Raw genomic sequence first — 26,967 nt, 5'->3', positions numbered from 1 at the left:
TGTTAAAAAATCCATTTGTAATGAGAATTTTTAAATACTTCAAAAATATAATCTGCTTCTACTAAAACGATGAAGCATAAATATAAAATTAAGAATACTAAAGGAGCTACAATAGACCAACGTAAACTTTTCTTTTCACCTTCTAAGTGCATAAATGCCCACATAATGTAGTATGCTTTTACAACTGTTAAGATAATAAATATCCAGTTTAGTAAATTCATACTTAAAAGATTGGTAAAGTATAAACTATGTGGTTTTACAATACCTAAAGCAACCTCAACAGTTGTTATGATAGATAAGATTCCAAAAACTGTCCAGATTCTTTTCATGTTAGATTCATGTGCGTGTGCCATAATATTTTCTTTTTACTAAAAATTAAACTAAATAGAAGAATGTAAATACAAACACCCATACTAAATCGACAAAGTGCCAATATAAACCAACTTTCTCTACCATTTCATAACTTTTTCTTCTTTCGTAAGTACCTAATAATACATTAAAGAAAACTAAGATATTAAGCATTACTCCTGAAAATACGTGGAATCCGTGGAAACCTGTAATAAAGAAGAAGAAATCTGCGAATAATTTATGTCCGTATTCATTTCTAATTAAACTTGCACCTTCTACAACTAGAATGGCGTCATTTAATCTTTTTTCAGATTCTTCACGAGAAAGAACTGTTTTTTCTTTGTCTTTAGTAATAAACTCTGTTCTTACTAAAAGTTCTGGATGTGCTTTGAATCCTGCAATTACTTCAGCAACTGAATAGGCTGGTAAAGCATGATCTTCTTCCATAAACCAAACCCCTTTATCTCTTGTCAATTGTTCTCTTTCTTCAGGTAAAGTAGCAGCAAACTCTTCAAGTTTTATTCTTTTACCATCTTTATCCACAAATTGCAAAATAGAACCTCCAGCAGTTTCCACCGCTCCGTACTCACCTTTGATGAAATTTTTCCATTCCCAAGCTTGTGAACCTAAGAACATAAAACCACCAACAATAGTAAGCAACATGTAAATCGCTACTTTTGTTTTTTGTAATTTGTGACCAGCATCAACGGCAATTACCATTGTTACTGAAGAAAAGATAAGGATAAACGTCATCAATGCCACATAGTACATTGGTGCATTTACACCGTGTAGGAATGGAAAGTGAGTAAATACCTCATCGGCGATTGGCCAAGTTTCGATAAATTTAAATCTAGAAAATCCGTAAGCAGCGATAAAACCTGAAAAGGTTAAAGCATCTGATACGATGAAAAACCACATCATCATTTTACCATAAGTGGCTCCCATTGGTCCTGGACCTCCGTCTAAAGCGTGTTCATTATTAACCGTAGCGCTCATAAAATAGTTATTGTTAAAAAGTTCCCAAATTTATTGATTTTTTTCTATTTGAAAAAATAGAAAAATAAAAACAAGTATACCCAAATAAAATCCATAAAGTGCCAATACATGCCACTTAGTTCAATACCAAGGCATTGCGACGAATTGTATTTTTGTTTATAATGATTATAAATTACATAAATTAACGAAATCATACCTCCAAACAGGTGCGCAACGTGTACAAACACGAAAGCATACAAAAAAGAGACCGTAACTTTGCTTGAAGAACCGAAAGGAACTAACCCTTGATTGAACAATAAATCGAATCCTTTGAACTGAAGATACACAAACGTTAATCCCAAACCTAAAGTGATTAATAAATACACTGTAGTTAAAGATTGATTATTTTCTTTTATTGCTTTTTTTGCTAGATAAAACGTAATACTACTTATTATTAAAACAATTGTGCTGTATGTAAATGTATCTGGAATGGCTAAATCTTTTAACCAATCTGGGCGTTGTTTACTTACTACAAATGCACTCGTTAATCCAGCAAAAATCATAATAATACTAATCATACCGAAGTATAACAACATTTTATATGTTTTTGCTTTTTTATCGTAAGCTTCTTGAACTGAAATGCTTTCCATTTTTTATTTTTTTATTTTTTTAAACACATAGTCACATAGAATTTTTGTGCTTTCTGCTATTTTATTTTAAAAGTAAACATAGAAAACTAATCTATGTTTTACGTTTTATTTCTTTACTTATATAAATTTATCAATTACATAAATGATTTGCAGCAAAGTTATGTAAGTTACACTAACTAACATTAGTTTTTTTGCAGTTTTTGCATCTCTGTTTTTATATAATTTAAAAGCCCAATACATCATCCAAGCTCCTAAAAACAAAACAACTCCTGCTCCAACCACTGACAACTGTAATTTTCCAGTGAAACCAAAAACTGGAAGTACCGAAGCTACCATTAACCAAAAGGTGTATAATATAATTTGTATGGCTGTTTTCTTGTCGCGTTTACCTGTTGGCAACATAAAGAAACCTGCTTTTTCATAATCTTCAAATAAGAACCAGCCGATTGCCCAGAAATGTGGGAATTGCCAGAAAAACTGAATTAAAAATAACGTTCCTGCTTCAATGCCGAAATTACCTGTTGCAGCTACCCATCCTAACATGAATGGAATGGCACCTGGAAAAGCACCCACAAAAACAGATAAAGGTGTTAATGTTTTTAACGGTGTATATAAACTCACATACATAAATATGGAGATGGCACCAAACATAGCAGTTTTTGGATTGATGATATATAAAACAATTAACCCGACAAACGTTAACACGAAACCTAAAGTTAAAGCTTTGTTGACAGACATTCTACCTGATGGAACGGGACGGTTTTTCGTACGATCCATTTTGGCATCTAAATCTTTTTCAATGACTTGATTGAAAATGTTTGACGCGCCTACCATGCAATATCCGCCGATGGCTAATAATAAAAGTGTAGTAATACTAAAAGGATGCGTTTCTGAAAAACCCAATAAATACCCCACAATAGAAGAAAAAACCACACTTATAGCTAAGCCGGCTTTAGTTATTTCTTTAAAATCCAAAAAAACTGATTTTAGGGTTATAGTATTTGTTTCCAAAAGTGAATTTTTAATCGAGGGCAAAGATAGTAAGAAGTTGTGAGTTTTGTGTACTGAGTTTTATTTTTTTTACAACCAATGGATTAAAATCCATTGTTACAAAATATGACATCCCTACGGGATTTAAATGTGACTTATATCTGCTGCTGCGCGAATCCTTTCGCGTGGTATTAAGATTTACCAGATCTTTTAATTAAAGCAAGAATCCTAACTTTCAACGGTTGGGATTTTTTGTTTTAATTTACTTTTATTCCAAAAAATAAAACAGCAACTAAAAAATATTATATTTCTAGCTACTGTTTTAGTGTTATTTATTTTAGTGAATTACTCCATATCATAATTTGGGACATTACCCTAATTTACATTAACATCAAAAGTAAGAGTATCAGTAAAAACTGGTGTAACTTTGTCATTAAATTCATATCTGACAATACTTCTAATAGTGTTTTTACCTTTTTTGATTAAAACTTCTTTTACATCAATTTGAGCAGGAAGAATGTTTTTTTGCGTTCTTTTAACTTTAGAATTATCAATACTTAAATTATCAATTTTAAAACTAAGTTTTGCATTAGGAATATTAGCAATTATATAGCTATATTTTAATGTGTCACCTATTTTTAAATATTGGTCTTCTTTGATGTTAAATTTTGCTTTATTAGCAAATTTGTGTTGATATATTTCTATTTGAAAACGTCCTGAATAATTCGTTGGCCCTTTCTCATCGAAATAAATAGTGTTAAAGAAATTACCATAATCATCATATATTATGTATTTTTCAATATATCCTTTTGGATTATAAAATATACTTTCTAAAGTAGTTTCTTTATCTTTCCTAAAATGAACTTCTTCAATTTTACCGTTATCATAATAATATGAAGTTTTACCATAAATGTGACCATTAATGAATTGACCATCAGAAATTTTAATTCCTTTAATATTGTAGTCAATGAATTTTCCATGAATAATGGCATTCCCATCTCTTAATACATATTCTTTTGTACCTATTAATTGTCCCTTTGAATTAAATTCTTTAAAAACATATACTTTTTCTGTTTTAAAGAATTTATAAAAAATTATCAGTCCAATAATTACAATAGTCAAACAAACTAAAGTCATTTTAATTTTATTATTTACTTTCATTTTTCTTTTTTTGTTGAACTTCATTAGCCCCACTGCCGCGCGAATCCCTTCGCGTGGTTTTATAATTTAAAATACTAAAACACTACAACATTATCTAATAAACCTTTTTCTACGGCATAGTCTGATGCACTACTATATTTATAATCTTCAGGTCTAAATACAACTCCTTGTTCAACTGGATTATTGTGGATATAATTGATTTTTTGTTGTATTACTTCGTTACTCCATAATTCTATTGGTTTATTATCGTGTCGCCAAAATTGAAAATTACTAGTATTCGAGGTTTTTTTAGGTTCTTTTTTAAAATAATCTAATAAAAATTCTTTTCTACTTTCACTAGGATTTTCCTGTATTGCTTTAATGAAACTTCTACTTATAAATCTTATAAAATCGCCTAATAAAAGTTCCGGTTTTTGATTTTCAATACTTCTAAAAATCAAATGTAAATGATTTGTCATAATACACCAAGCATGTATTTCCATTCCTTTACTTTTTTGACAAAATTCTAAACTTTCAATAATCAAATCTTTATATTCATTTCTTATAACACATCTAACCAACCTACAACTGCGAAACTTACAAAATAAATACCTTCTGAATTATGGAATTTATAATTTCTACTCATTTATTATGTTTCAATAATTATTAGAAAACCACGCGAAAGGATTCGCGCGGTAGCGTCAAATCAAGTAAGAACTTCAGTTTGGGTAGAAGCATCGATTAAACTAATAATATGCACCTTCCTATAAAAACACGTTTTATAATACCTATACAAATGATCATAAACAAGGGTTTCATATTCTCTTTGGCGAGAAGTATATTGCCTGTTTATCATCATGTGGATGTGGCTGGTTAGAAAGGCATTTAAATTGATTTCTAAGTTTTGTTTTATTACTTGTACAACAGGATTTATGTTACAGGATTTTTCTTCAATTATTGTATAAAGCGGTAATAATTCCTGATTTGAAATCGCATTCATGCAATTTGATATATCATTTTCTAATGTTCTATAATGTTTATCTAATTCGCTTTTTAAAACTTTTGTAGCGTTAAATTCTTGTTTGAAAGCTAATTGCATATCGTCTAGTAACCTCAGTTTATCTGAAGTTGATAAAGAAAATGTATTTAAAAAACTATCTATGGAAAGCAAACTAAAAAGCAATTGAGTTTGCTCATTTTCGAAATCTTTTTTCAAAACTAAATAGTCCATTATCATTTTACTATCAAAATAAAATAGTGTTTCGGAATCTTCCATAGTATTTAATCCGTAGCGTTCTATCTCTCTTAAATAGGTATCGCTTTGAAGTTTCCAAATGAAATTTTTATGCAATACATCTTCAAAAACAGGATTCAGTTCTTTTATCACATGAAAAACATTTTCGATTTTAGTCACTTGAAATCGAATTCTGATATGGCTATCCGGATCGTTATATCTTATGAAAAACCATTTTTTAATATATTTTTTTGACTCGAGCAATTCTATTTTCTCTTTTAAATATTCTAACAGAATAACATCGGCAATTTTATAACCCGAATAAATTTTAAAATAGACCCATTCACTTCCCAAACTAAGAACTCTATTCATTTTTATTTGATTTAAAGAATGACAAAATGAATTGGTTGGCGAAAGAACTGGAATTTTCATCCTTAACTACAGAATTCTCTTCAAACAAAAACTCTTCTAAAATAATTTTCAAATTGGGTTTGATTGTTTTTAGAAATAATGTAATTCCGATTTCTACATTCAAATCTAGTAGTAAAGTATTGTCACCATTAACTAAATTAACATATTGAGGTATTTTCATTTTTTCTTTCCAAACGCTAAACTGGTTTCGCATTTCACTCGTAAATTTTACTTTTATGAATTTTTCAAGTTCAATATATTCAAATATCCATTTTGCTTTTGATATGACAACACCAGAATAAATGACTCTTGGAAAATAGCTATAATGCTTTTCTAAAACCCCCCAATTGAAACCTGAAATTGGATTTTTAGACTGTCCTTGTAAATCACACAAAAAATGATATATCGGCAACGAATTATAGGTATAATTATGCGCATTGGACAAGCAAGGAATGATTTCTTTATTAAGTGACATCGATTTCAAAACCACTTTATTATTCTTTATTGACACGTATAAATCCTCAATAGTAATTTGATTCCTTAGAGGCAAAATACTATTTGCTAAATAAGGAATTTCGTACTCTCGCAAACATGGCCTTCTTAACACATTTCCCGTCCTTGATTGTGGCATGTGAACAATTTCTGCTAAAATTTTATTTGGATTTAACTCGGTTTCTTTTTTGATAATATCATTTGCTAAATTATGAATCGCTTCATCTCCATTGCAAAATCTACCGATTAGCTTTGCTGCGCTATAATTGCCTGATGATTCAATTGAGATTATTTCTTCTTCATTTTTAGATATGATCTCAACCATTACAGAAAATGTGTCTGGCATGTTACTGTTTCCGTTCTCAATGAACTCAAAATCTTTATCTTCTAACAAAATAACATCTTGAGAATTGGAAATGGTCTCTTTTAATTTTTTCTCTAAAACATAATCTACTTTTGTCCATTCTTCAGAATTGGCATTTGATTTCCTACTAGTATCGAAAGAAAACTTATCCAATACAGAATGTGTGTCATTCATGTTAGTATTTTGAAGATATCCAATTCCTAATTCGGAATCTAAAACGACAGAAAGAGGCATTTCTCTAGTTTCATATCTTTTTTGAAAAGTCTTTTTGAAATTAGTTAAATTACTATTTTCTTTGTTTTCTCGGATTTTGCTTAAGAATTGAAGAGCTTTTGTTATTTTAATACTCACTTTTTTATTCAATGTAGCACAAGTCGTTATTTTATATAAATCCGTTTGTAAAATATACTTTTCTTCAGATTCTGTGTCAAATTTCTCGACCAACTTTTTTAAACTATCAAATTGATTTATTAAATCAGTCAGATTAACTTTTCCATCTAAAAGCGAGGACATTTCTTTTAAGATATTGCATTCTAGATTAAATTCAGTACTTTTTTCAATGATTTCAACAACTCTTTTAATATCAAAATTACCTGTAATTGTAGCATCAAGTTCACTAACTAAAATTTGGTTATTAATTAATCCCAAAACAAATTCACTAGCTTCTTCAATTTCAGATGCATCCTCAATAATTAAATCAATCAATTCATTGAATTTTAAACCCATTTTAGAATTCTTAATCAGAGCATCTATCACAGGATTTACCCTAAAAGAAGACAAGGTATGTTCTCTTTTTTTATTTACATATTCATATTCGATGTATCTGTAAAAATCGGCGATTTTATATAATGATGAATTTGGATAATAAATTAAATTCTTTTGAACAGTTGCGTTTTTAGAAATATCTTGTAGCAAACAAATCCAATAATGCATGTCAAATTGCGTAAATACTTCATACTTTTCGATAGAATCAATTTGAATGGAAGTTTCATTTGATAGCAAACCAGAAGTACAACCAGCAAAAATTCCGAAAGGTGTTGCTCTAGAAGAAAGCCTTGCTATATATTTTAACAAGGCTAATTCTAAATTTAATTTTTTATCGGAATTAATTTGAATTGGATTCCTTAGTAATTTCTCAAATTCATTGATAAGTTCAGGAGATGCAATTTTAATAGCCTCTTTAACAAGTTCATCCTCTAAAACTCCAAATAAATTATCGTTTGAATAATCATTAAGAAGATTTGTATAAAAATTTATGGGTAATAAAGGTGTTCGCAATACAAAAGTATCAAAACAGCCAATAGAATTTATTTTCATTATTGTTTCTGCTTACTGATTTTTTTAGCTAATTGCATAGCATTATATGTATTTAGCACCTTACCTGTTTTACATAAATCTGAAAACGGAACCATTTCATCTTTTGTTCCAGGTTTTACAACCATTTTGTCAATTGTTATACCCGATTCTAAAATTATATTTTTCACTTGATGTACTGTAAGTTTTGGATAATACAACCAAATTAAAGCTGCAGTTCCAGAAACCATTGGCCCAGCTAGTGAAGTCCCAGAATCATATCCATATTCATTATTTGGTTTCGCTACATAAATCTCTTCTCCAGGAGCAAAAAGATCTACATTCTCTTTCCCATAATTAGAAAATGGAGAAACCATAGTACTATCTGTTCTTTTTGAAATCGAACCTATATTAATGAAATTGCCAACCAATTCTTTTTTGTTAACATAATCATTATCATTAGGATAATACCTATTTAAATCAACATTAAAATTATTATTACCTGAACCGTGTACTAACAACACATTATGATCTTCAGCATATTTAAAAGCGTCAGAAACCCATTTTTGATTTAAAGAAAATTCCTTACCAAAAGACATGTTAATCACTTTAGCACCATTATCCACAGCATAATATATTGCCATAGCAATATCTTTATCGTACTCATCTCCAGAAGTAGATATACATAAAGGCATTATTTTAATATTATTATGAAAACCATTTACTCCAATTTGGTTTCTTTGTCCAGCTATAATTGATGAAACTTCTGTAGAATGAGTTAATTGAAATATATTGCTGTTCAATTTATTATTTCCATACCCTTTTTCTAAAACATTTGGATTGTCTCCAATTAACAACCTATCATTTATCTCTATATTAAAATTTCTATTTACAATAGAATCTTTTTGATTTTTATGTTCGATTAAATCTTCAAATTTCCTATCTCCTGTCTCCATTGAAACCCTCATATAATCTATTAAAGCACCTAAATCTTGATCATTATCATCTCTTCTTTGTTTATACCTTTTATCATTAATTTTATATTTGTTGTACAAACTATCTAATTGCAACATTGAATAGTCTTCTTTTGGAAAAAAAAACCTTAAAGTATCTTCAACTTTTGGCCTATTTTTAACATTATACACTAAGGATTTTAGCCAACTTTTATAAAGTTTACTTTCAGCTTCATATAATGTTTTGGCTCTTTTATATTCATTGAAATATTCTAAAGAATCATCTTGAACAGAATTTTTACCTTTAAAATAATTATCCCATTTTTTTATTATTCTAACACATTCAAAATTCCAATATCTAAAATATCCTCCATTTGGTTTTCCTATAAAATTCCAACCATTAATATCATCTATGTATCCATTTTTGTCATCATCAATATCATTGTCTGAAATTTCTTTCTTATTTACCCAAATTTGATCTTTTAAATCTTCATGATTTATATCAATTTGAGTGTCCAAAACAGCAACAATTATTAGGTTTGAATTCCTTTTTATTATTTTTTCAGAATACAATTTTTGCAAAGATGTGCTTTTTATACTATAATTTTTTGGAACTTGATGCTGCCAAAAAACATCTTTAGAGTTTATTTTTTTTAAACTGCATGACACTAAAAACAATAATAAAATTGCACTTAAATATTTTTTCATTTTAATATAAATATAGAATAAACATCAAAAAAATTAATTTAACATTTACATAATAGTAATTTACTAACAAACATTTGAACTAAGTCTCCTTAAAATATCTGTGATTTCATGATCATTTGTAGGATTTGGGTCACCTAAACCTCCTCTAATTTTTTTCATGTTTTTCAACTTTGCCACCTGAAACTTATCAATTGTGAATTTTTTTTCTTTTTTCATTTTTTAAGATTTAAATTTAGGCTGCAAACCTAATTTTAAACTATTAATTAATAAAATAAAGCTTCTCGAAATTCAAGAATTTCGGTATTTTAATAATTTAAAAACCTAACTATCAATAATTTAAATTTCCTTTAATTCTTTAATAAAAAAAGATGGCTTGATCTCAGTTCGCTTATAAAACGCATTAGAAAAGGATTCTGCTGTATTGAATCCGGCTTCTTCTGCTAATGCAGCAATAGTATATTTTCTTAGATTTTTATTTTGTTTTAATTCTTCTATAATATTATCAATTCTCAAATCATTAATATAATTAACAAATGATTTATTTTTATTTTCATTTATAAATAATGATAAATACTTTGTATTTGTTTTAAACTCAATTGCTAAATTTTGAATATTAATGTTAGAGTTTTTATATATTTTATCTTTTTCAAACCTTTTTAATTTATCATTTAGGTCTTTTACTAAACTAATAGAAAGCAAACTTTCTTTTTTGGGAGTTTGAGTTATTATAACGTCATTATGAATCTCAGGCTTTGAAGTCTGATTGATGAGTTTTTCGAAATTTATTTTATATTTTTTCTTTTGCCTGCTTTGATAAATACTAATTATCACAAAACATAACGCTAAACCAATTAAAAAAATGATTAACCAAAAATATTTTTTCTCTTCAGTTTTTAAAGCATTAATTAACAACTCTTTATCTTTTACAAGATTGGGCAAGTCATAATCGTTTTTTAGCTTTACTGACAATTCTTTGTATTCCTTTTGAAAATGATTTTGAATTTCTAGATAAGTCGTTAAATATTTCAATTGATTTTCTTTGTCTCCACTCTCTTTATAATAATCAATTATAAATTTATATCCATCAGAAAATTCAGGAGATATGAAAGAATTTAACTTATATAAAGAATCTACTTTTTTATAATTTTCTAAAGCTTTAATTTTAACACCTAATCCTTGATAGGCTTTTGCTCTATAATAATATGACGCAAGTATATTATTGTTATCTTTATTCTTAATGATGTAAGGTAAAGCTTTTGTAACACTGTCCAAAGTTGCTTTAAAATTATTTGCTAATACTTGATTTGCTCCTTCATTTAAAATGAAAATATTATGTAGATAATCGTTTTTAGATTTTTTTGTTTCAAAATATCCTAATTTATTATAATAAGTTGCACTATCTATTTCTTTTAAAGATTTGTAAGAATCTGCCAAAGCAAATATTGAAAGTTGATAGGTAAAAGTCAAATCTGGATTGTTTTTTTGGCTTTTATAAAAAGTATAGCATTCCTTAAACAAAGGAAGTGACTCTTTCACTTCTCCCATTTTCTCAGATTTTAAAACACCAATGGCGAATTTTGCTTTATAATAATAATTTAAATTCTTAGAAATCGCAAGTTTTTCCAACTCCAAATAACAATTAATAGCTTCATTATACCTGTATTTATCTGCTAAAAAATATCCTTTTTCTAAATGTGCTACAAAAGGAAAGTTCTTTTCACTAGGTGGATATTTTACATTATTAATTATACTATCAAAATAAACAATTTTTCTGTTATCATCATATAAGAAGGAATGATAATAGTAACCCCTAGCTATCTTTGGAGTATTATTTTCTTTTTTAGCTTTGTTTAAAAAAGCTTTAGCATATTTCTTTTGAATTTCAATTTTTCCTTCATTTTTAAAAAAAGCCTCTTTCAATTCATCATAAGATAATGATTCAAGATAGTTCTTCTTGTTTTGAGATTGAGAAGAAAAAGATGTAAAAATTAAAAAACAAAGACATAAATATTTGTTCATTCTGAATAATTTACTTAATAAACGCCAAAAGTAATCTTTTTCTTATGTTATTTTGCTAAATCATTAAAACTTTTTAAAACAACTTAAAATCAATAAGTTAAATTTAATTTTAAATGAAATTTCGGAATTTCGAGTCGAAATTCATGAAAACAGACATACATAATTTGCTTCCTATTCTCCAAATTACATTTCTTTGCCCTGTTCTGAAAACAAAACTTGCAAGTAAAATGAAGAACAAAAAAGAATTATCAGATTTCTTGAAAACTGTTTGTTAAGAGTAAAGAGAAAGTTGGCTTTGCTTTTAATATTGAAAAATCCAACTATAAAAAAAGCAGTCAAACTTATAAACAGTATTGGCGTACTTAAGTTGACTGCAATTAATTTTAAAAAAACAAATATAATGAAAAAAATGGTATTAGGCTTAATTGCCACCGTATTGTTAAGTGTTAGCGGAAATGCTAATCAAATTTCAACATTAGAAAAGGGATCAACTAAAACATTAGTCTCTGAAAAACCAAAAATTCCAATTAAAATATCAATTGAATTTGGCAGAGCATCTAAAGATTGTGACGGTTGGGGAATTTGCAAAGTGGATATTAATATTGATTTAGAATCTACTTTTAAAGCAACTACAGACATAAATGGAAATTTAATTTTAGAAACCAATAACCAAGGGATTGATCAAATTAGAAAACATTTTGGAAACGTATCAACAATTATTATTGAGGAGGATTTCAAATTATCAGAAGAAACATGTAAATCATTAGATTTAAAAAATGGATATACTATAAAATCAGGAAAATATTCAATAAAAAACATTAGTAAAGGTGTTTATAATATAATTCTATAAAAACTAATAAGGGAGCAATACAACTTCAAATTGCTCCCTCATTTAATATTTAAAATATGAAAAAATTATTCTTTATTTCTTTTTTATCAATTCTAATAGCATCTTGTAAATCTATTACAAAAATTTATCTAGGTGTAAAAAATCCGACTTTTAAAACTCATAAACAATTGAATGATTTTTTAGTAAAAAAAGATTTAAACCAATCAAGTATTTATTATATAAAAACTTGGAAAAACTATGAAAAATTATTAAATGAAAAATATTCAAGTTTTCCAGAAGCATATTTCTTTAATAAAGACGGGGATTTTGTGAATTATAAAAAAGACAGTAAAGAATGTAATGCTAATGTTGGAGAATTCATAAAAAATCTAACTGAATTTTCTAATTTCAAAACAGTTAAAACAAAAAATATAAAAATTTTTGAAGATAACATTTGCAATAATAAAAATGAAAAATTTAAAGAATCTGATATTAACGTAATCATTACCTGGGCAACATTTGTTGGCAAAGTTAATAAAAACAAAGCTTTTGAATGGATCGAACTAATAGAAGAAGCTAAAAGAAAAGGTATAAATATAAACTACTATTTAGTAAATTATGACTTACAAGAAAGTTGGAAACTCAGTGAAAGTGAAAAAAAAGAAATACTAGATGCTTTTAAGATATAAAAATAAACATCTAATTTATATTCATTTACTAAGAACAGTTAAAAAAAATTCGAAATGCTATTAAAAAAAATCTTAATCACGCTTACTATAATTATTTTATCATCTTGTAAATCTTATATAGCAAATGAATACTTTAAAAGTGTTGGTATTTATGACATTAAAATTAAATTAGAAAAATTATCAAACAACAATAAAGAAATTGTATTATTCGGCATGCATCACTTTGGGAAAGATGAATTTTATAATGATGTAAAAACAAAAGTAGATTCTTTAATAAAAAAAGATTATTTCTTTTTTGTTGAAGGAGTTAACTCACAATTTTCAGGTAAAACAAATTTAACAAAAGAAGACTCAGTTGTTTTATTTGATTTAGCATATAAATTTAGAAAAATAAATGGCAAACCTTTGATATCAGAAAAACTAAACACAGATTATTTATCTTTTTTTAAAGAACACGGCATTAGAATTAAAGAAAACCTTATAAAACAACCTTCATATTTAGAATTTGGTCTTTCAGAAATTAATTCCAAAAACACTGACTTATCAATAGAAAAAATTCTTGAAAATTATGAAAAAAAATATGGGAAAATAGTTTTAGAATCTTGTGATTTTGATACGAAATTTTATGAGAAATCAACTTGTTCAAAAAAACCTGACAAAAAAATTTATGATGAAATGATGATGCAAGACAGAAGCAAAAGTGTTATTAGCCATGTTTTAACTGAAAATAAATCTAAAATAGCCATCATATACGGCAAAGCGCATTTTGTAGGAATCAAAGATAGCCTTCAAAAACTCGGATATAAAGTAACTAATTAACAGAATTAATTTTATTATAATTAAAAAGTTAAAGATTGTCAAATTTATTAGATTGTATAGAAGTGAAAATATTTATTTCATGTAACAATTAATGCTCAAATCAATCAAATATTTGATTTGAAGATTAATTAAAGAGTACATAATTTTCATTGTTTAATCAACAAAAAAGATCCAAACGAAAAAAACACAATTTTTATAAGCCATTTAACATTAAAATGGGTCTTTTTTGATTAAACGACAACTCTTAAATTAAATCTAAATTATGTTTAGTTAAGTAAAAAAGCGGTAAATAATTTTTACCGCTTTTTAAAAACAAAATTATTCCACCTAATAACTTCAAAAATGAAAATCACAACAATCATACTAATACTTTTTTGCGCAGTCTTAAACGCACAAAATATAGAAAGCAAACTTGAAATTGACATCAGAGGAAGAGAATGCAAAGGAGGTGTCGGTTTATGTACCATAGAAACTAGTACAAATAAAAATACGAATACAGAAAAGTTTTATTTATTAAAAATTTCTGAAACAGAATTACAGCTAACCATTAAAACAGATGCGCTTACAATTGAAGATCAAAAATTTCTTTTCGGTAAAGAAATTAAAGCAATTTCTGATATAGAAAAATTCTACTTTAATCAAGATTATGATTTTGAATTGAATAATGTAACCATAAATCTTTTAAAGCTAACCACTAAAAACCCAACAATAAAAAGTGGATTATATCCAATAAAACTAGTTGACAACAGAGCAATAATCCTATTGAAGTTATTTAGTAAAATTTAAATATGAAATTATGAAAAAACGCTTTTTAACATACTTTTTACTTCTATTTTGTAGTTTGGCGTTTTCAAATGATTTTGAAAAAGATCCTAATATTATTATTTCCGAATTATTTATAGAAATAAACTCAATCAATTTAAGATATGAAGTCCTAATCAATCGAAAAATTGAAGAAATTGAAGCCATAAATAATGCACTTCTTACAACGTCAAAAACAAAAAAGAAAGTAGACTTATTAATTCAAAAAAACCGAATTGATGATGAAATTAAGCAATTAACAAAAAACAATTCTGGAGAAATTTCTAAGATTAGATATATTAAGGGCTTACAAATAATTAAAATTTTATATGAAAAAGTTTTAAGTTTAGACCATCACTTTGCTTCTATCAGAACTTTTAACGAAATCAATAAAATATCTAACCCAAATCAATATCCAGAATTTGAAAAATTAAAAAACTTAGTTACTGCAAAAAAAGACAAGAAAACTGGACTTGATTTGACTTCTATTTTAGGAACAAACACTATTATCGCTGTTGTACAAACTTTTACAAACATGTTAAGTTCTTCATTAACAAAAGAGGAGAAAGAAAAAGAACTGGGCAACATTGAATGCATTTTAGACTTTACATTGCGCATGCAAAATGATTTAAATACAATCTATTTTGAAACAGCATTTTTACAAAAAAGCAATGAGAAAATGAAAAGTGAAATAGAAATTTTATTTAAAGATTACACCAAGCCTATCAATTATTTTACTACTCTAGAACAATGTAGAACTAATGACGATTGGGAAAATGTCACTACAAAAATGGAAGAATATTTAACGAAAATGAAAACAGCAACTGGCACGCAACAATATAAAATGCAAGTCAATTTAGAATTTCCTATTGATAGACTATTGCAATTTATTAGTCTATACAACAACTTTATTGATCAAGGTGGAAAATTCTATGAGAAGTTTAAAGTGATCTTGAATAGTTATGAAAACGGAAAACAATGTGAATCTAAGCTTCCATTAGAATACAAAAAACTTAAAGCTGATATTGATGTGGCTATTGATAAATTCAACATTGCTTACAAACCCGTGGAAATCAACGGCACCAAAATGAAAGAGATTTTATATGGGCTGAATGAGTTTGAGTAGCCCGGATTGCAAATCCTCGTTATCGGTTTTGACAAACTAATGAACAAAACACGAAGAATCTAAAATTTAATAACCCTCGCAGGGTTTTGAACCCTGCGAGGGTTTTTAATTCTATATAATCATTAAACTATTAATAATCAAAATACCAGTTAAACAAATCTGTAGAAATCCCTACAGAAACCCAAGTGGTGTTTGATTTTTCAAAAGTTGCCGATGTTTTAGTTGGGTCGAAGCTTCTGTGAACCAAATTGGCAAATATTTTCAGGTTAGAATTCGGGTTGATGATGTAACCTGCTGTGAAATCTCCAATTAAAATAGTTGTTGTATTTCCTTGTCCGGCGAAAGCACCTTCGTCATAAGGTCGTGGATTGGTTTCGCTATTGTAAGGGATAAACAAATTGGTTCCATAATTAAAGTTGTTGGTTCCGTCTGTGTAATCGAATCCTTTTTTCCCGTAAATTAATTTAGCTTGTGCAAAATATCTGTTTTTAGTATAACGCGCAATTCCAATTAACTCTTTAAAATTGGCACCCCAAGCGTGACCCATACTTTGGTTGTTATGTGTATAATTTGTAAGTGTAGCACTATGAGAATATACATACGGGCGAACTATATTATATTCGGCTTGTAAAGTTAGGTTTTCAATATTGAAGGCGTTGAAATATTTGGCTCCAATTTGGTATCCGAATTTGTTTTTCCAACTTTTATTTCCTTTAGAAACATCGCCCACAGAAAACTCATCAATTAAAAATTGTCCATAAGCTAAAATTTGACTGTTGAACTTATATTTAGATGTTAATCCTAGTAAGGCATTTCCTGATTTAGGCGAAGAAGCGAATTCCACGGCTCTATAAAAAATGATTGGGTTAATAAAATTCGCATCAAAACCTCTTCCGTTAGTATTTGACCAAACCACGCTTTCAAATAAACCTAAATTCCATCTTTTAGTTACGTTCCAACTTAAATAATGATTGGCCATATATTTAGAAGCATACGTGTTTTCCAATGTGTTTTCTGGTGTTAAATCACGCAAAAACATATAAGTATTTGTGTATTTTATTTTCCAAAATGTGGTGTTGAACTTAATAAAAGGATAAGGACTTGTAGCATCACCTTGAATTACCGAACGGTATCCATCACCAATAAAATTTCTTCCATAACCTAATTGTACATCAAAAAATTTATCAGCTGAGAATTTAATATTGGCTTCTGCCATAGGAAAATCAAAAGCATCAACTTTAAATTGTTTCGCAATTCCTACTCCTGGAATGGTACCCGGATTTCCTCCTGATGGTTTTAAACTAACCGCATAAGCATTATAATAATCGGCAAAACGACCTTGACTTTCATATATAGAAGTGGTGAATGTAATGTTTTTGCCTAAACCTGCTTGGATATTTACACCACGTGTGTTTACAAATGTGTTTTTTAATTCACTATTAAAATCTTTTCCTCCACGTACATCTAAAATTGGATTGAATAAAAACCAATAACCATCACCTTGTACTTCTACTAAATTTTCATTCCAAAATTTTCTGCCCCACCATGATTTTTTGGTTGTAGATTTGGCTTTATAATTTTTATCGAAATCATAATATCTCGCCACATCTTTGTACGAATACGGTTTTTCTGCAGTATGACTATTGGCACCAACTTGATTCATATACGCATCAAATTCAGCATATTTTTGATGATTGAATGGGATATTTAATCCGCTTTTAAGTTGTAAGTTTTCAAATTTATTATATACTATTTTATCAAATTCTTCAATTTCAGTTTTTGCAGTAATTTTCTCTGTTTGGTAGGCATTTGCAGCAACTTTCTTAGCTCTTTCATCGTCTGAAAAAGGGAAGTTAACTTTTAAAGTATATTTAGCATAAACTGGTTTTCCATTGTAAGTAGCTGGCTCAACTTTAGGAAGCTGGGAGAATATTCTCTTGGTTTCGTTTTTAATTTCTTCTGAGGCCGCGTCTATATATAAAAGGTTGAATTTACCTAAAGTATCTACAGCAAAAAGTGCTATTATTGTTGACTTCTCTGCTGTATATTCTTTGTTGAAATTTTGCTTGAAATTTTCTTGAATGGTTGCAAAAAAACAAGTATCATCTTCTGGTTTCGCTTTACAAGTTTCAAAAATGGGTAATTTTTCCGTGTTGTTTTGTGAAAAAACGGACAGAGAAAACAGCATAACGATAGTACTTACTATTTTTTTCATTTGATATTTTTTTTTAACCGCAAACACTTAGACAAGCTCAGTTTGACAATGCGAATATCTTAATACTTGATTCTTTTAACTTTTAACTTGGCTCTTTTGATAGACGCGAAAAATCGCATCTCTACTTTTTTAATATTCGCCCGAAACTGTCACTCCTTCAGAAATAGCTTTCGCCGATGATGTTCCAATTCTTTTTACACCTAATTTGATCATTTCAAGTGCTTCTTCTTTTGTTTTGATACCGCCAGACGCTTTTACCGGTAAAGGAAATGCGTTTTCTAACATGGCAATTATCGCTGGAAAAGTTGCTCCATTTGGTAAACCGTCTAAAGTTTTATAAAATCCGGTAGAAGATTTAACAAATACGTTTTCAAATTCTTTTTCTTTAAAATTAGCTACAACTACATTTTTAATTAGAGAAGTCAATTGAATAATTTGTGCGCCATTTAATGCCGCAATTTCAATAATCCATTTCACTGTTTTGTTGTGTTGCAATGCGAATTGAGTGCCTTGAAAAACTTCTTCTTTCACCAAACTAATTTCACCTAATTTAAACGCTTCAAAATTAACTACAAAATCTAATTCGTCTGCACCGTGGTTAATTGCCTGTTGGGCTTCCGTTAATTTTTCTTCAATCGTATTTGTTCCTTCAGGAAAACCAATTACGGTTCCAATCAAAACTTTAGAATTTTGATTTTCTATAAGTTTTTTAGCTAACGCGACTTTATCTGGTCGAATCATTACCAATTTGAACTTTTCGTCGATAGTTTCTTGTACAAAATTTTGAACTAAAACAACGTTCTCTTTTTCAGAAACTTTTGCTTGTTCGGCTGTTTTTAAATACGTGGAATCTAAATAGTGTTTGATGTTCATTTTAATGAATTATTGGTAAAAATAAAAAAATCTCACCAAAGTGAGATTTTAAATTCGTTTTTTATTGCATAAAACTTTTTGACATATATAAAACTTGCAAATGCACCTATAGAATTTGCTAAGATATCATACCAATCAAACGTTCGATGATTGGTGTAATTTTCTTGTAAAAATTCAATTGTAATTCCTGTGGTTACCGCCAAAAACAAGACAATTAACAGGTAATTTAAATTCTTGATTTTTAAGCTTTTTGTCCAAAAAAAAACAAATACGAAGTAGAAAATAAAATGAACTACTTTGTCTTTATATTGGAAATTAATTTTAGGAACATTTGGCGAATCATCTAAACACAAATAAAAAATTAAAAGTGTCCAAAGAAATGCAAGAATCTTAAATAAATTATGCACCAATAAGTGATGTGTATGCTTCACTTGATAATAATTCTTCTACTTCAGAAGCATTTGAAATTTTTATTTTAACCATCCAACCTGCTCCGTAAGGATCAGAATTTACAGTTTCTGGATTGCTTTCTAAATCGTCATTGAATTCGATAATTTCACCACTTAATGGTAAAAATAAATCTGATACTGTTTTAACCGCTTCCACAGTACCAAAAACCTCATCTTTATCTAAAGTTTGGTCTAAAGTTTCTACTTCAACATAAACGATATCTCCTAATTCTTTTTGAGCAAAATCGGTAATTCCTACAGTTGCTACATCTCCATCAATTGAAACCCACTCGTGGTCTTTTGTGTACTTTAAGTTTGCTGGTATATTCATTTGTATAATTGTGTTTTATTTTTGACAAATGTAAATTATATTCTTAAAATTTACTATTAATTTTTATTTTTTAATTTCCGAAATTATAACGTAATGTAATTCCTGAACGGATATTTGTAAGCGGGAACGCTGTTGATATAACCGCTTTTGAAAACTGATGATCATAGAAGAAAATACCGGTGAAATTCTTACTAAATGAGTATTCTGCGGTTAACTTAAATGACCAAATATTTTGGCCGCCTCCTAATTGGTTGTTATCATAATCTAAATAACGAACGATTGTCATGTTTTTACGAAGTGTGAAATCGGCTTTTAAATTGATATCGCTTTTAATCATTCCTTGTGCATTATCGGCTAATTTTGAATTGAACTGAACGCCTTTAATTCTATAACCTACACGAACTGTATAATCGTTACCTTGAACTTCTGTTAATAAATTATTATCGAAACTCATATTTAAACTTCTGTCTTTTTTAATTTCAGCCATAATGTTTAACGAATTTTTCAATTCGAAATTGACATTAAACAAAGGATTAAATTGTTCTGTTAAATTAACATTCGAAGTAATAATATCTGCATAAACATTATCATTTTGATCTCTAACTACTGGATTTAAATTACTTCTAAAAGCATTTACACTATAACTTGAACGATATCCGTGTTGCATAGAGAAACGTTTAAAATTATCTTTAAACCATGCCAACTTCATTAAACCCGTGTATTTTAATGTCCAGTTTGGCAATGGAAAATTAGAAAACAAACCTGTTTGTACAGAAGATGTTTTTACTCCTGTATAAGCAGATAAAAAGGCTGGAACTAAAACACGTTGACTATTTTTTCCGAATCCATCAGGATAACCATCTGCGTCTAAAACATAATTTGAAGTTCCATAATATTGTTCCGCCAAACGAGTTGCCATTGCATAACGGTTTTTACGGAATCTATCAAAAATTTCAGATTGATTTTCATCACTTGGTTTAAAAGCGGTTTTAATCATTATTGTAGAAATACTATAATTCCCAGTATTGTAAGGTGCAAGTGAATTATAATTCCCTCCAACTGCATCATATTGTTCTGAATAGGTTTCTGTAATATTTCGTTCTGCGTTAACATCAATAACTAAATCTGGAATAAATTCTACTCTTGCAGTATAATCTAATTTTTTCGATTTAATTTGCGTAAAACTCTGATTAAACTCTGGATAATTAGTTAAATAACCTCTTTTAGCTGCTTCGTATCTAATATCCGATTGATCTCCGAAAACAAACCCTAAAGTTGGACGAGATGTTCCAAAGAAACCTAATCCTGGTAAATATCCAGGTAATAATGTTCCACCAGATTCGGAATAATTTACTTGTATGTTTTTTACAGAAGTAAGTAAACCAATTCCAAACTTAGCAAAACCATTTCTTTCTTCTTGAGTTACTTTTGGAGTAGCATTTACTACTTTTTCTCCTGGTTTTGGTGGTGTTTTTTTAACGTTTGCAGGTTGCTTTTTCTGTTTTTTAACTGTTAAACCAATATATTTATAAAACGCATTCATATCTAATGCTGTATTAATTTTGTGCGAATTAGCATTTTGAATGGTATTTCCTAATTGATAGGTTGTTCCATCTAAAGCTTGAAAAGTTGCAAATGCATCTGAAGAGCGTTGCCAACTATAATCTCCAGTATACACATATGATGATTTCACAAAACTTAAAGCTGGGATTTTATTAATTGGTAAATCGTAATTAGCTGTTACTTGTTGGTTGTGTGTATTGGCGCTACCGAAATTCCAATAATCATTCCAAATATCTAAGTCGTTAATTGGGTTGTTCTGTGCATCAAAATAATTACGAACGATGTTATTATTAGCTGCTGTATAATTTAATTTTAACGATTTTGTAATTGGGAAATTCACTCCATATTGATAGTTAAAGAAATAATTTCTTCTATACAATGGATCTAAACCGACACCTTGAACATCAACCAAACGGAATTGTTGACGATTAAATTGTCTGACAATATTAGAATTAAATGTTATATTACTTGGTAAGAAATTAAAATTAAAATCACTTAACGCTTTATAATATGCATTTTTCTTGAAAAACTTATTCTTTTTAAACGGTTCAAATGACAATGGTTTAAAAGAATAAGCATAATCTATTGATGATTTTTGTTGTTGATCTACTAAGTTTTCAACTTGGAAATCATGATGTAACATTTCGTTAAACGAATACGAAAGTGTTACATTTTCCACGTCATAGAAACGTTGTTTTTGTTTTTCTCCACGATCTTTTTTTACACCAATAAAGTTAACACTTGTACGTTTTGTATAATCGATGGCGCGGTTTTCAATTTCATCTTTTTTATTAGCATCAGATTCGGCAGCAATTACTTCTTTCAACTCTAAATCTTGATATAATGGATCGTATTTTGGTGTAATAATTTGTTCGCCAACAGCATAATTAAATGGCAAATTTAGTTTCCATTTCTTTGGTAATAATTGCCCAACATTAAAGTTAGAAACGATATCATATTGTTTTACATCTTCTCTACTTCTTTCATTCGGACCTTCTTCTAAAGCTCCAAAACCAATTGTACTTAATCGACCTGTTGCAGAGAACGTTGCGAAGTCGGCTAAATTCGTATCTAAATTTGCAACTGCAGCATAACCACCTTTGTTATCAATTTCAGACATACGAAGCTCGTTAAACCAAACTTCTCCTCTAACTGAACCTGTTGGTAGCGTTGGATCGGTATTGTTTTTAAGCCCGACCATCAAGGTTCTCACTTGTCCGAAATTTGGATTTCCTTTTATACCAATAGTCATTCTTTTTTTATCAGAACCTAAAGCATTTTCATTTAAATAAGAAATTCCGTTTGCATCTGGAGTTGGAAGATTACCTGCAATATTCAAACTTTTTATTCTAGCTAATAATGCCAATGGCAATTCAATTTCGTTATCTGCCAACCAAATATCTTCAGCAGTACGAGCATTTAAATCACTAACTTTTAAAGGCATTTCAATTTGATAGAAGTTATCCGTAAAGTCATTTCCTAAACGAATAAAAGCAACCATTTCGTCATCTTTTAAATCATTTCCGCCAGCAACGTCAACTTGTAAAGGTTCTGCGTGTAAAAACATACGAAGTTTTTTATATTGACGCATATCTACATTTACATTTTTAAATACGGCTCTGGCATCTTCTTCTTCTAATCCGCCTAACCCAACAAGTGCTGGGTCTTTTTTATACACTCTTAATGATAATGATTGCTCATTTTGGTTAATAACTGTATTGTTATTGTACAATTGTTCTCTATCAACACCTGGAGGTGCTACATAAGGAATCGGACTTCTACTTCCGTTTTCTTGAACGTTTATGGCAACCACATCAAAACCTGTGTCGTCATTGGAAACATCAGCATCTAAAGCATCTAATGAATTCACATATCGTCTCCATTCTCCACGAACTAAATCTAAAGTTCCTAAACGAAGTGTTACTTCATCACTAAAACCAGACATATACATTCTCATAAAACGAATGGTTCTGAAATCCGTAATTGGTCCTTCAATGTTAGCCGCAGTAGCTTCTAAAATTGGAATTTTATATTGTACCCATCTCACAGGAATTCCATCTCCATTAGGAACACTGCCGGTTGTTGTTAAGACATCCGAAACATAATTTTGTCCCACAACTGGATTGGGAGAAATTGGAATATTAAATTTATAATACGCATTAATAGTATTCATGGTATTATCTCTATTCAAATCTTCCACATCCGGAATAGTTGAATTACCTCTATTGGTATCTGTAACTGTGATAGGAGAATTCCCTTCAAGTCCGTTATAGTTTTTATATCTATCTAAAATAGTACCTGAAGCATTCAAATAATAATTGTAATTATCTGCAGAAGCGTCACCAAAACTAGCAAAAGCTGGATATTTGATTTTTTCTTCTGTGTCATTTAATCCATTTAAACCAACATCTTGAACGCCTCTATTTCCTTCATTAGTATCAAAAGCATAAATTAAAGATTGTGAAGCTGGAACTTTACCCCAGTTTGTAGGAACTGTTGGCTGAGAACCTCCATTTTCTGGCAAACCGTTTTCATATAGTTTTCTTCCATCTTTTAAAATATCTTCACTAATTTCACCTAAATTTAAGGTTAACATACCCGTATTTGTTGGACTGGTCACATCTGAAGTAGTACCAAAATAAGGATCTAACATCCAAAACTGAACATACTCCACATTAGATTGTTCAAAATTTGTTGTATTGATGGCACGCATTATTCCACCCCAATTGTTTGGAGCGTCTATAGCAGGAAACTGGTTATTGGAAGCCGCAACTGGATTGTAGTTATAAGGCCCTCTTTCTTTTGGATAATAGGTTAAATCTAACGTACTAATTACGTTTGATTGCCCTTGTGGAATATCAATATTTGGAAATAATTCCTGACTAAAAATTCTTCTTGTTCTATTGGTAGAAATATCATTATCATCGATTCCTGCAGGTTGATCTACATAAAAAACGGGGTCAATATTGTACCATGATAATTTGGCTCTTTTATATCCGTAGGCTAAATCATTTTCATTTAATTCACCTCCAAAACCAATTGGTGTACTGGCTAATGACCAAGATAGTGGCGATTTTAAATCGATATTAGATTGAGAACCTTCAAAGTCATCAATGTATGAAGTAGGTTCACCATTAAAATCAGCTGTTTTTGGTGCATTTGGAAATAAGTAAGCAAATTCTCCTCGGAAAGATAAATTAGAAGGCGCTTCTGTTTCAATGTTAGGTAATTTATTTACTAATCTTGTGAAGAAAGGCACTTCTGTAGAGAAATTCGTATTGATACCAACTATTGTATTGTTTACCGATTCTTGATTATAATCTGCTTTTTGAGTAAAAGGTCTTTCTGTCATTTTCAGGAAAGTAGCTCCAACTAAAAACTTTTCGTTGAATTTATGTTCTACATTTAAACCATAAAAACGTTTCGTTTGTTGTCCGAAAACAGAATTATTTTCTAATGACACATTAATTGGTGTATTGGAAGCTTGTAATGAAGGGTCTAAAATATTAACACGACCTGCTTGATAATTTACTGTATAATCTACACCTTCAACTAAAATTCTTCCTCCGGCGGATACAACAACACTTCCTTGTGGAACATTAAATGCACCTAAAGAAATTCCGTCACCACCTGAAGATTTAAAACTACCTTTTAATTTGAATTTATTTTTTGCACTTTCTTGTAAAGCTGCAGCTTGTGTAGATTTATATAAGGTTCTGAAAACGTATTTCTCCTGATTGTCATTATATAATAAAGGAACATTATAATCTTCCGCAGCTAAACTTAATTTATCAAATAAGGTTTTACCGAAAGGTTCAACTGTTGTAAAAATAATTCTTCCGTATTGAGAATCAACAGTAATACCCGGATAAAAATCGAAAAATCCGTCTCCATTTGGTTGTGGGTCATTCGTAAAGTTTAACTTATCTAAATTAAATACTTTTAATAATGGTGTTTTCGTAACCGTATAAGGAATATTTAAAACTGGATTGTTTTCATCTGGAAAAGGCGTTCCGGCTACAGGTGAAATATAATTTAATGGCGAAGGATCTTGGTATAAGATATTGAATTTAAAATCTTGTTGTTGTAATTGGTTTCCACCTGGAATTTGATAGATGTTTTTCATCATTAAATCCCAACTTGGTTCGCTAACATTGATTAAACTTCCTTTTAACATTTTTAAAAGCAACGCTTGAGTTTTTGGAATACCTGCTGGATCAACTGTTGTTGACTCTATACCATCATTAGCAAATTCCCCTACTTGATACACCTCACCTCCAACAGTATATTGGTAAGCTACAGCTAAAACTTCATCGTTTTGTAATTTCTGATTTAAGGAAATGTATCCTAATTGTGGATGAAAAGTATATTCTGAAGTAGATAATTTTCTTGCATTTTCTAATTTCGAGTAATCAATCCCTTCAGAAAAAGTACTTGTAGGATTAGAAACCAAATTAAAACCTTGAGATGCTGTTGCGATTTCTCTAATAGCAGGTTTTAAAAAACTGGTTGGTTGACCAATTAACAAAGGATCTGGATTGAATTTGTTGTTTTTATTATCCGTTGGTGTATTTGGCGCAACACTAAACAGGGTTGGGTTTAATGTTAAATCGGTACCAACCACTTCATTATCTGGAGTAGAAGTTAACTGTGATTCTCCTAAATCTTGTAGCGCAATAATATTTCTTAAATTATTGTCTGTTTGAGTCACTCTGTTTTGCTTGTTGGTAATCCAAACTTCAATTCTTGTAATTTGTGCACGTGAATCAATTACAGGATAATTTCTTAACGCGTTATCATAGTTGTTTCTAAAATATTGTGATAAGAAATAGTGTTTGTCTGAATCATATTCTAAAGCGAAGAAATCAAACTCTTGAATTGTTCCACCACCTTGTGTTGTAATCGTTTTTGATTGTGATTTTTGTTCTGAGAAAACTCCTGTGAAAGTAGTTTTACCGAATTGAAATTGTGCTTTCACACCAAATAAACTTTGCGCGCCACGAATTAAAGAATTCGAAATTGGAAAACTCACATTTCCGACTTCAATTTTCTGTAAAATATCGTCTTCAGTTGGCGAGTAATCAAGTTTTATTAAATTTTGAAAGGCAAAAGTAGATTGTGTATCGTAATTAATATTTACATTTAAACGTGTTCCAACTTTTCCTTGTAAACCCATTGAAATTCGTTGATTAAAATCGAAGGCTGTAGTTTTTCTGTTTCTTGGTGAAAAGGATGGATTATCTTGTTTAGTAAATCGTACACCTAAGTCAATTTCAACAGAACCACTCGGTTTTACATCAATTGTATTTCCTCCAAAAATAGCTTCAAAAAACTTATTATTTACATAAAATCTTGGCAATAAATTCTTTCTCGCTTCTTCAGAACCGGCTCTTTTTCCATCAACTGCGTTAAGTTTTTCTTGAAAATACTTGCGCATGGTTTCTTTTCGTACCAACTTCTCGTATTCTTCAGGAGTTAAAATTAATGGATAATCTATATTAAAACCATCTACAGAAGACGTATAAATATATCGATTTGTTGCAGGATCATAAGTATACGCGTCAATAATACTTTTCGGATTAGGCATAGCAATTTGACCAACACTATAGCCAGTTTTCACTGAATCTTGTTCTTTAACTGGTGTTTCTTGTGCGAATGCAAAAACACTAGCAAACATCATAAAAATAGCGATGCT

At 29.2% G+C, this 26,967-nt stretch carries 21 protein-coding genes; 5 read left to right on the top strand and 16 right to left on the bottom strand.

Annotation, left to right across the window (positions count from 1 at the left end):
* Window positions 1–2: 2 nt before the first annotated feature.
* The 11 genes from UEQ13_RS14710 to UEQ13_RS14660 all read right to left on the bottom strand — a co-directional run bounded on the left by UEQ13_RS14710 (window position 3) and on the right by UEQ13_RS14660 (window position 11,577).
* Window positions 3–353, bottom strand: coding sequence for a cytochrome C oxidase subunit IV family protein (locus UEQ13_RS14710; protein ID WP_329807091.1), 351 nt, complete (start codon window positions 351–353; stop codon window positions 3–5).
* A 22-nt stretch (window positions 354–375) separates the two neighbouring features.
* Window positions 376–1,344 carry a cytochrome c oxidase subunit 3 gene (locus tag UEQ13_RS14705; protein ID WP_329807090.1) on the bottom strand — a complete coding sequence of 323 codons (969 nt, stop codon included), beginning with the start codon at window positions 1,342–1,344 and terminating at the stop codon, window positions 376–378.
* Between the two features lie 44 nt (window positions 1,345–1,388).
* Window positions 1,389–1,973 (bottom strand): cytochrome c oxidase subunit 3, encoded by a 585-nt coding sequence (locus UEQ13_RS14700; protein ID WP_329807088.1) that lies wholly within the window; start codon window positions 1,971–1,973, stop codon window positions 1,389–1,391.
* Window positions 1,974–2,090: 117 nt separating this feature from the next.
* Complete coding sequence (gene cyoE / locus UEQ13_RS14695) at window positions 2,091–2,984, bottom strand: heme o synthase (protein ID WP_407934664.1); 894 nt, start codon at window positions 2,982–2,984, stop codon at window positions 2,091–2,093.
* Window positions 2,985–3,338: 354 nt separating this feature from the next.
* A complete protein-coding gene (locus UEQ13_RS14690) occupies window positions 3,339–4,124 on the bottom strand; it encodes a toxin-antitoxin system YwqK family antitoxin (RefSeq protein ID WP_329807086.1) in 786 nt (261 codons plus the stop codon).
* 74 nt (window positions 4,125–4,198) lie between these two features.
* Window positions 4,199–4,648 (bottom strand): transposase, encoded by a 450-nt coding sequence (locus UEQ13_RS14685; protein ID WP_329807084.1) that lies wholly within the window; start codon window positions 4,646–4,648, stop codon window positions 4,199–4,201.
* A gap of 161 nt (window positions 4,649–4,809) precedes the next feature.
* Window positions 4,810–5,709 (bottom strand): thiopeptide-type bacteriocin biosynthesis protein, encoded by a 900-nt coding sequence (locus UEQ13_RS14680; RefSeq protein ID WP_329807083.1) that lies wholly within the window; start codon window positions 5,707–5,709, stop codon window positions 4,810–4,812.
* Window positions 5,702–7,921 carry a lantibiotic dehydratase family protein gene (locus UEQ13_RS14675; RefSeq protein ID WP_329807082.1) on the bottom strand — a complete coding sequence of 740 codons (2,220 nt, stop codon included), beginning with the start codon at window positions 7,919–7,921 and terminating at the stop codon, window positions 5,702–5,704. The genes UEQ13_RS14680 and UEQ13_RS14675 overlap by 8 nt, the downstream gene beginning before the upstream one ends.
* On the bottom strand, window positions 7,921–9,558 hold the full coding sequence (locus UEQ13_RS14670; protein WP_329807080.1) for a S8 family peptidase: 1,638 nt from the start codon (window positions 9,556–9,558) through the stop codon (window positions 7,921–7,923). The genes UEQ13_RS14675 and UEQ13_RS14670 overlap by 1 nt, the downstream gene beginning before the upstream one ends.
* A 63-nt stretch (window positions 9,559–9,621) precedes the next feature.
* Entirely contained in the window at window positions 9,622–9,774 is a 153-nt protein-coding gene (locus UEQ13_RS14665; protein ID WP_329807079.1) for a hypothetical protein, read from the bottom strand.
* Between the two features lie 120 nt (window positions 9,775–9,894).
* Window positions 9,895–11,577, bottom strand: a complete 1,683-nt coding sequence (locus UEQ13_RS14660) for a helix-turn-helix domain-containing protein (RefSeq protein WP_329807078.1) — start codon at window positions 11,575–11,577, stop codon at window positions 9,895–9,897.
* Between the two features lie 400 nt (window positions 11,578–11,977).
* On the opposite strand from UEQ13_RS14660, the gene UEQ13_RS14655 reads away from it, so the two are divergent.
* From UEQ13_RS14655 to UEQ13_RS14635, 5 genes are all read left to right on the top strand, one after another.
* Window positions 11,978–12,427, top strand: coding sequence for a hypothetical protein (locus UEQ13_RS14655; RefSeq protein ID WP_329807076.1), 450 nt, complete (start codon window positions 11,978–11,980; stop codon window positions 12,425–12,427).
* 56 nt (window positions 12,428–12,483) lie between these two features.
* Window positions 12,484–13,095 (top strand): hypothetical protein, encoded by a 612-nt coding sequence (locus UEQ13_RS14650; protein WP_329807075.1) that lies wholly within the window; start codon window positions 12,484–12,486, stop codon window positions 13,093–13,095.
* Window positions 13,096–13,149: 54 nt separating this feature from the next.
* The gene (locus tag UEQ13_RS14645) at window positions 13,150–13,914 is read left to right on the top strand and encodes a hypothetical protein (protein ID WP_329807074.1); all 765 of its coding nucleotides are present in this window, start codon (window positions 13,150–13,152) and stop codon (window positions 13,912–13,914) included.
* Window positions 13,915–14,256: 342 nt separating this feature from the next.
* Complete coding sequence (locus UEQ13_RS14640) at window positions 14,257–14,700, top strand: hypothetical protein (protein WP_329807073.1); 444 nt, start codon at window positions 14,257–14,259, stop codon at window positions 14,698–14,700.
* 10 nt (window positions 14,701–14,710) lie between these two features.
* A complete protein-coding gene (locus tag UEQ13_RS14635; protein ID WP_329807072.1) occupies window positions 14,711–15,841 on the top strand; it encodes a hypothetical protein in 1,131 nt (376 codons plus the stop codon).
* Between the two features lie 130 nt (window positions 15,842–15,971).
* Here UEQ13_RS14635 and UEQ13_RS14630 read toward each other — a convergent pair whose 3' ends face one another.
* From UEQ13_RS14630 to sov, 5 genes are all read right to left on the bottom strand, one after another.
* On the bottom strand, window positions 15,972–18,056 hold the full coding sequence (locus UEQ13_RS14630) for a gliding motility protein RemB (RefSeq protein WP_329807071.1): 2,085 nt from the start codon (window positions 18,054–18,056) through the stop codon (window positions 15,972–15,974).
* Window positions 18,057–18,185: 129 nt separating this feature from the next.
* Window positions 18,186–18,929: a deoxyribose-phosphate aldolase gene (gene deoC / locus UEQ13_RS14625; RefSeq protein ID WP_329807070.1), complete on the bottom strand. Its 744-nt coding sequence runs from the start codon at window positions 18,927–18,929 to the stop codon at window positions 18,186–18,188.
* Between the two features lie 32 nt (window positions 18,930–18,961).
* Window positions 18,962–19,336, bottom strand: coding sequence for a VanZ family protein (locus tag UEQ13_RS14620; RefSeq protein WP_329807250.1), 375 nt, complete (start codon window positions 19,334–19,336; stop codon window positions 18,962–18,964).
* Window positions 19,329–19,709, bottom strand: coding sequence for a glycine cleavage system protein GcvH (gcvH, locus tag UEQ13_RS14615; RefSeq protein WP_329807069.1), 381 nt, complete (start codon window positions 19,707–19,709; stop codon window positions 19,329–19,331). The genes UEQ13_RS14620 and gcvH overlap by 8 nt, the downstream gene beginning before the upstream one ends.
* 70 nt (window positions 19,710–19,779) lie before the next feature.
* Complete coding sequence (gene sov, locus UEQ13_RS14610) at window positions 19,780–26,952, bottom strand: T9SS outer membrane translocon Sov/SprA (protein WP_329807249.1); 7,173 nt, start codon at window positions 26,950–26,952, stop codon at window positions 19,780–19,782.
* Window positions 26,953–26,967: the final 15 nt, after the last annotated feature.

The organism is Flavobacterium facile (assembly GCF_036321945.1).
GTDB classification, from domain to species: domain Bacteria; phylum Bacteroidota; class Bacteroidia; order Flavobacteriales; family Flavobacteriaceae; genus Flavobacterium; species Flavobacterium facile.
The sequence above is the reverse complement of the archived record's forward strand: the minus strand, read 5'-3'. Positions and strand labels throughout refer to the sequence as shown.

Coding starts and splice junctions, on each gene's coding strand:
- UEQ13_RS14710 (WP_329807091.1), bottom strand. CDS start 353: ATGGCACACGCACATGAATCTAACATGAAAAGAATCTGGACAGTTTTT.
- UEQ13_RS14650 (WP_329807075.1), top strand. CDS start 12,484: ATGAAAAAATTATTCTTTATTTCTTTTTTATCAATTCTAATAGCATCT.
- UEQ13_RS14645 (WP_329807074.1), top strand. CDS start 13,150: ATGCTATTAAAAAAAATCTTAATCACGCTTACTATAATTATTTTATCA.
- UEQ13_RS14670 (WP_329807080.1), bottom strand. CDS start 9,558: ATGAAAAAATATTTAAGTGCAATTTTATTATTGTTTTTAGTGTCATGC.
- UEQ13_RS14635 (WP_329807072.1), top strand. CDS start 14,711: ATGAAAAAACGCTTTTTAACATACTTTTTACTTCTATTTTGTAGTTTG.
- sov (WP_329807249.1), bottom strand. CDS start 26,952: ATGATGTTTGCTAGTGTTTTTGCATTCGCACAAGAAACACCAGTTAAA.
- UEQ13_RS14680 (WP_329807083.1), bottom strand. CDS start 5,709: ATGAATAGAGTTCTTAGTTTGGGAAGTGAATGGGTCTATTTTAAAATT.
- UEQ13_RS14675 (WP_329807082.1), bottom strand. CDS start 7,921: ATGAAAATAAATTCTATTGGCTGTTTTGATACTTTTGTATTGCGAACA.
- UEQ13_RS14640 (WP_329807073.1), top strand. CDS start 14,257: ATGAAAATCACAACAATCATACTAATACTTTTTTGCGCAGTCTTAAAC.
- UEQ13_RS14690 (WP_329807086.1), bottom strand. CDS start 4,124: ATGAAAGTAAATAATAAAATTAAAATGACTTTAGTTTGTTTGACTATT.
- UEQ13_RS14655 (WP_329807076.1), top strand. CDS start 11,978: ATGAAAAAAATGGTATTAGGCTTAATTGCCACCGTATTGTTAAGTGTT.
- deoC (WP_329807070.1), bottom strand. CDS start 18,929: ATGAACATCAAACACTATTTAGATTCCACGTATTTAAAAACAGCCGAA.
- UEQ13_RS14665 (WP_329807079.1), bottom strand. CDS start 9,774: ATGAAAAAAGAAAAAAAATTCACAATTGATAAGTTTCAGGTGGCAAAG.
- UEQ13_RS14705 (WP_329807090.1), bottom strand. CDS start 1,344: ATGAGCGCTACGGTTAATAATGAACACGCTTTAGACGGAGGTCCAGGA.
- UEQ13_RS14630 (WP_329807071.1), bottom strand. CDS start 18,056: ATGAAAAAAATAGTAAGTACTATCGTTATGCTGTTTTCTCTGTCCGTT.
- UEQ13_RS14700 (WP_329807088.1), bottom strand. CDS start 1,973: ATGGAAAGCATTTCAGTTCAAGAAGCTTACGATAAAAAAGCAAAAACA.
- gcvH (WP_329807069.1), bottom strand. CDS start 19,709: ATGAATATACCAGCAAACTTAAAGTACACAAAAGACCACGAGTGGGTT.
- UEQ13_RS14660 (WP_329807078.1), bottom strand. CDS start 11,577: ATGAACAAATATTTATGTCTTTGTTTTTTAATTTTTACATCTTTTTCT.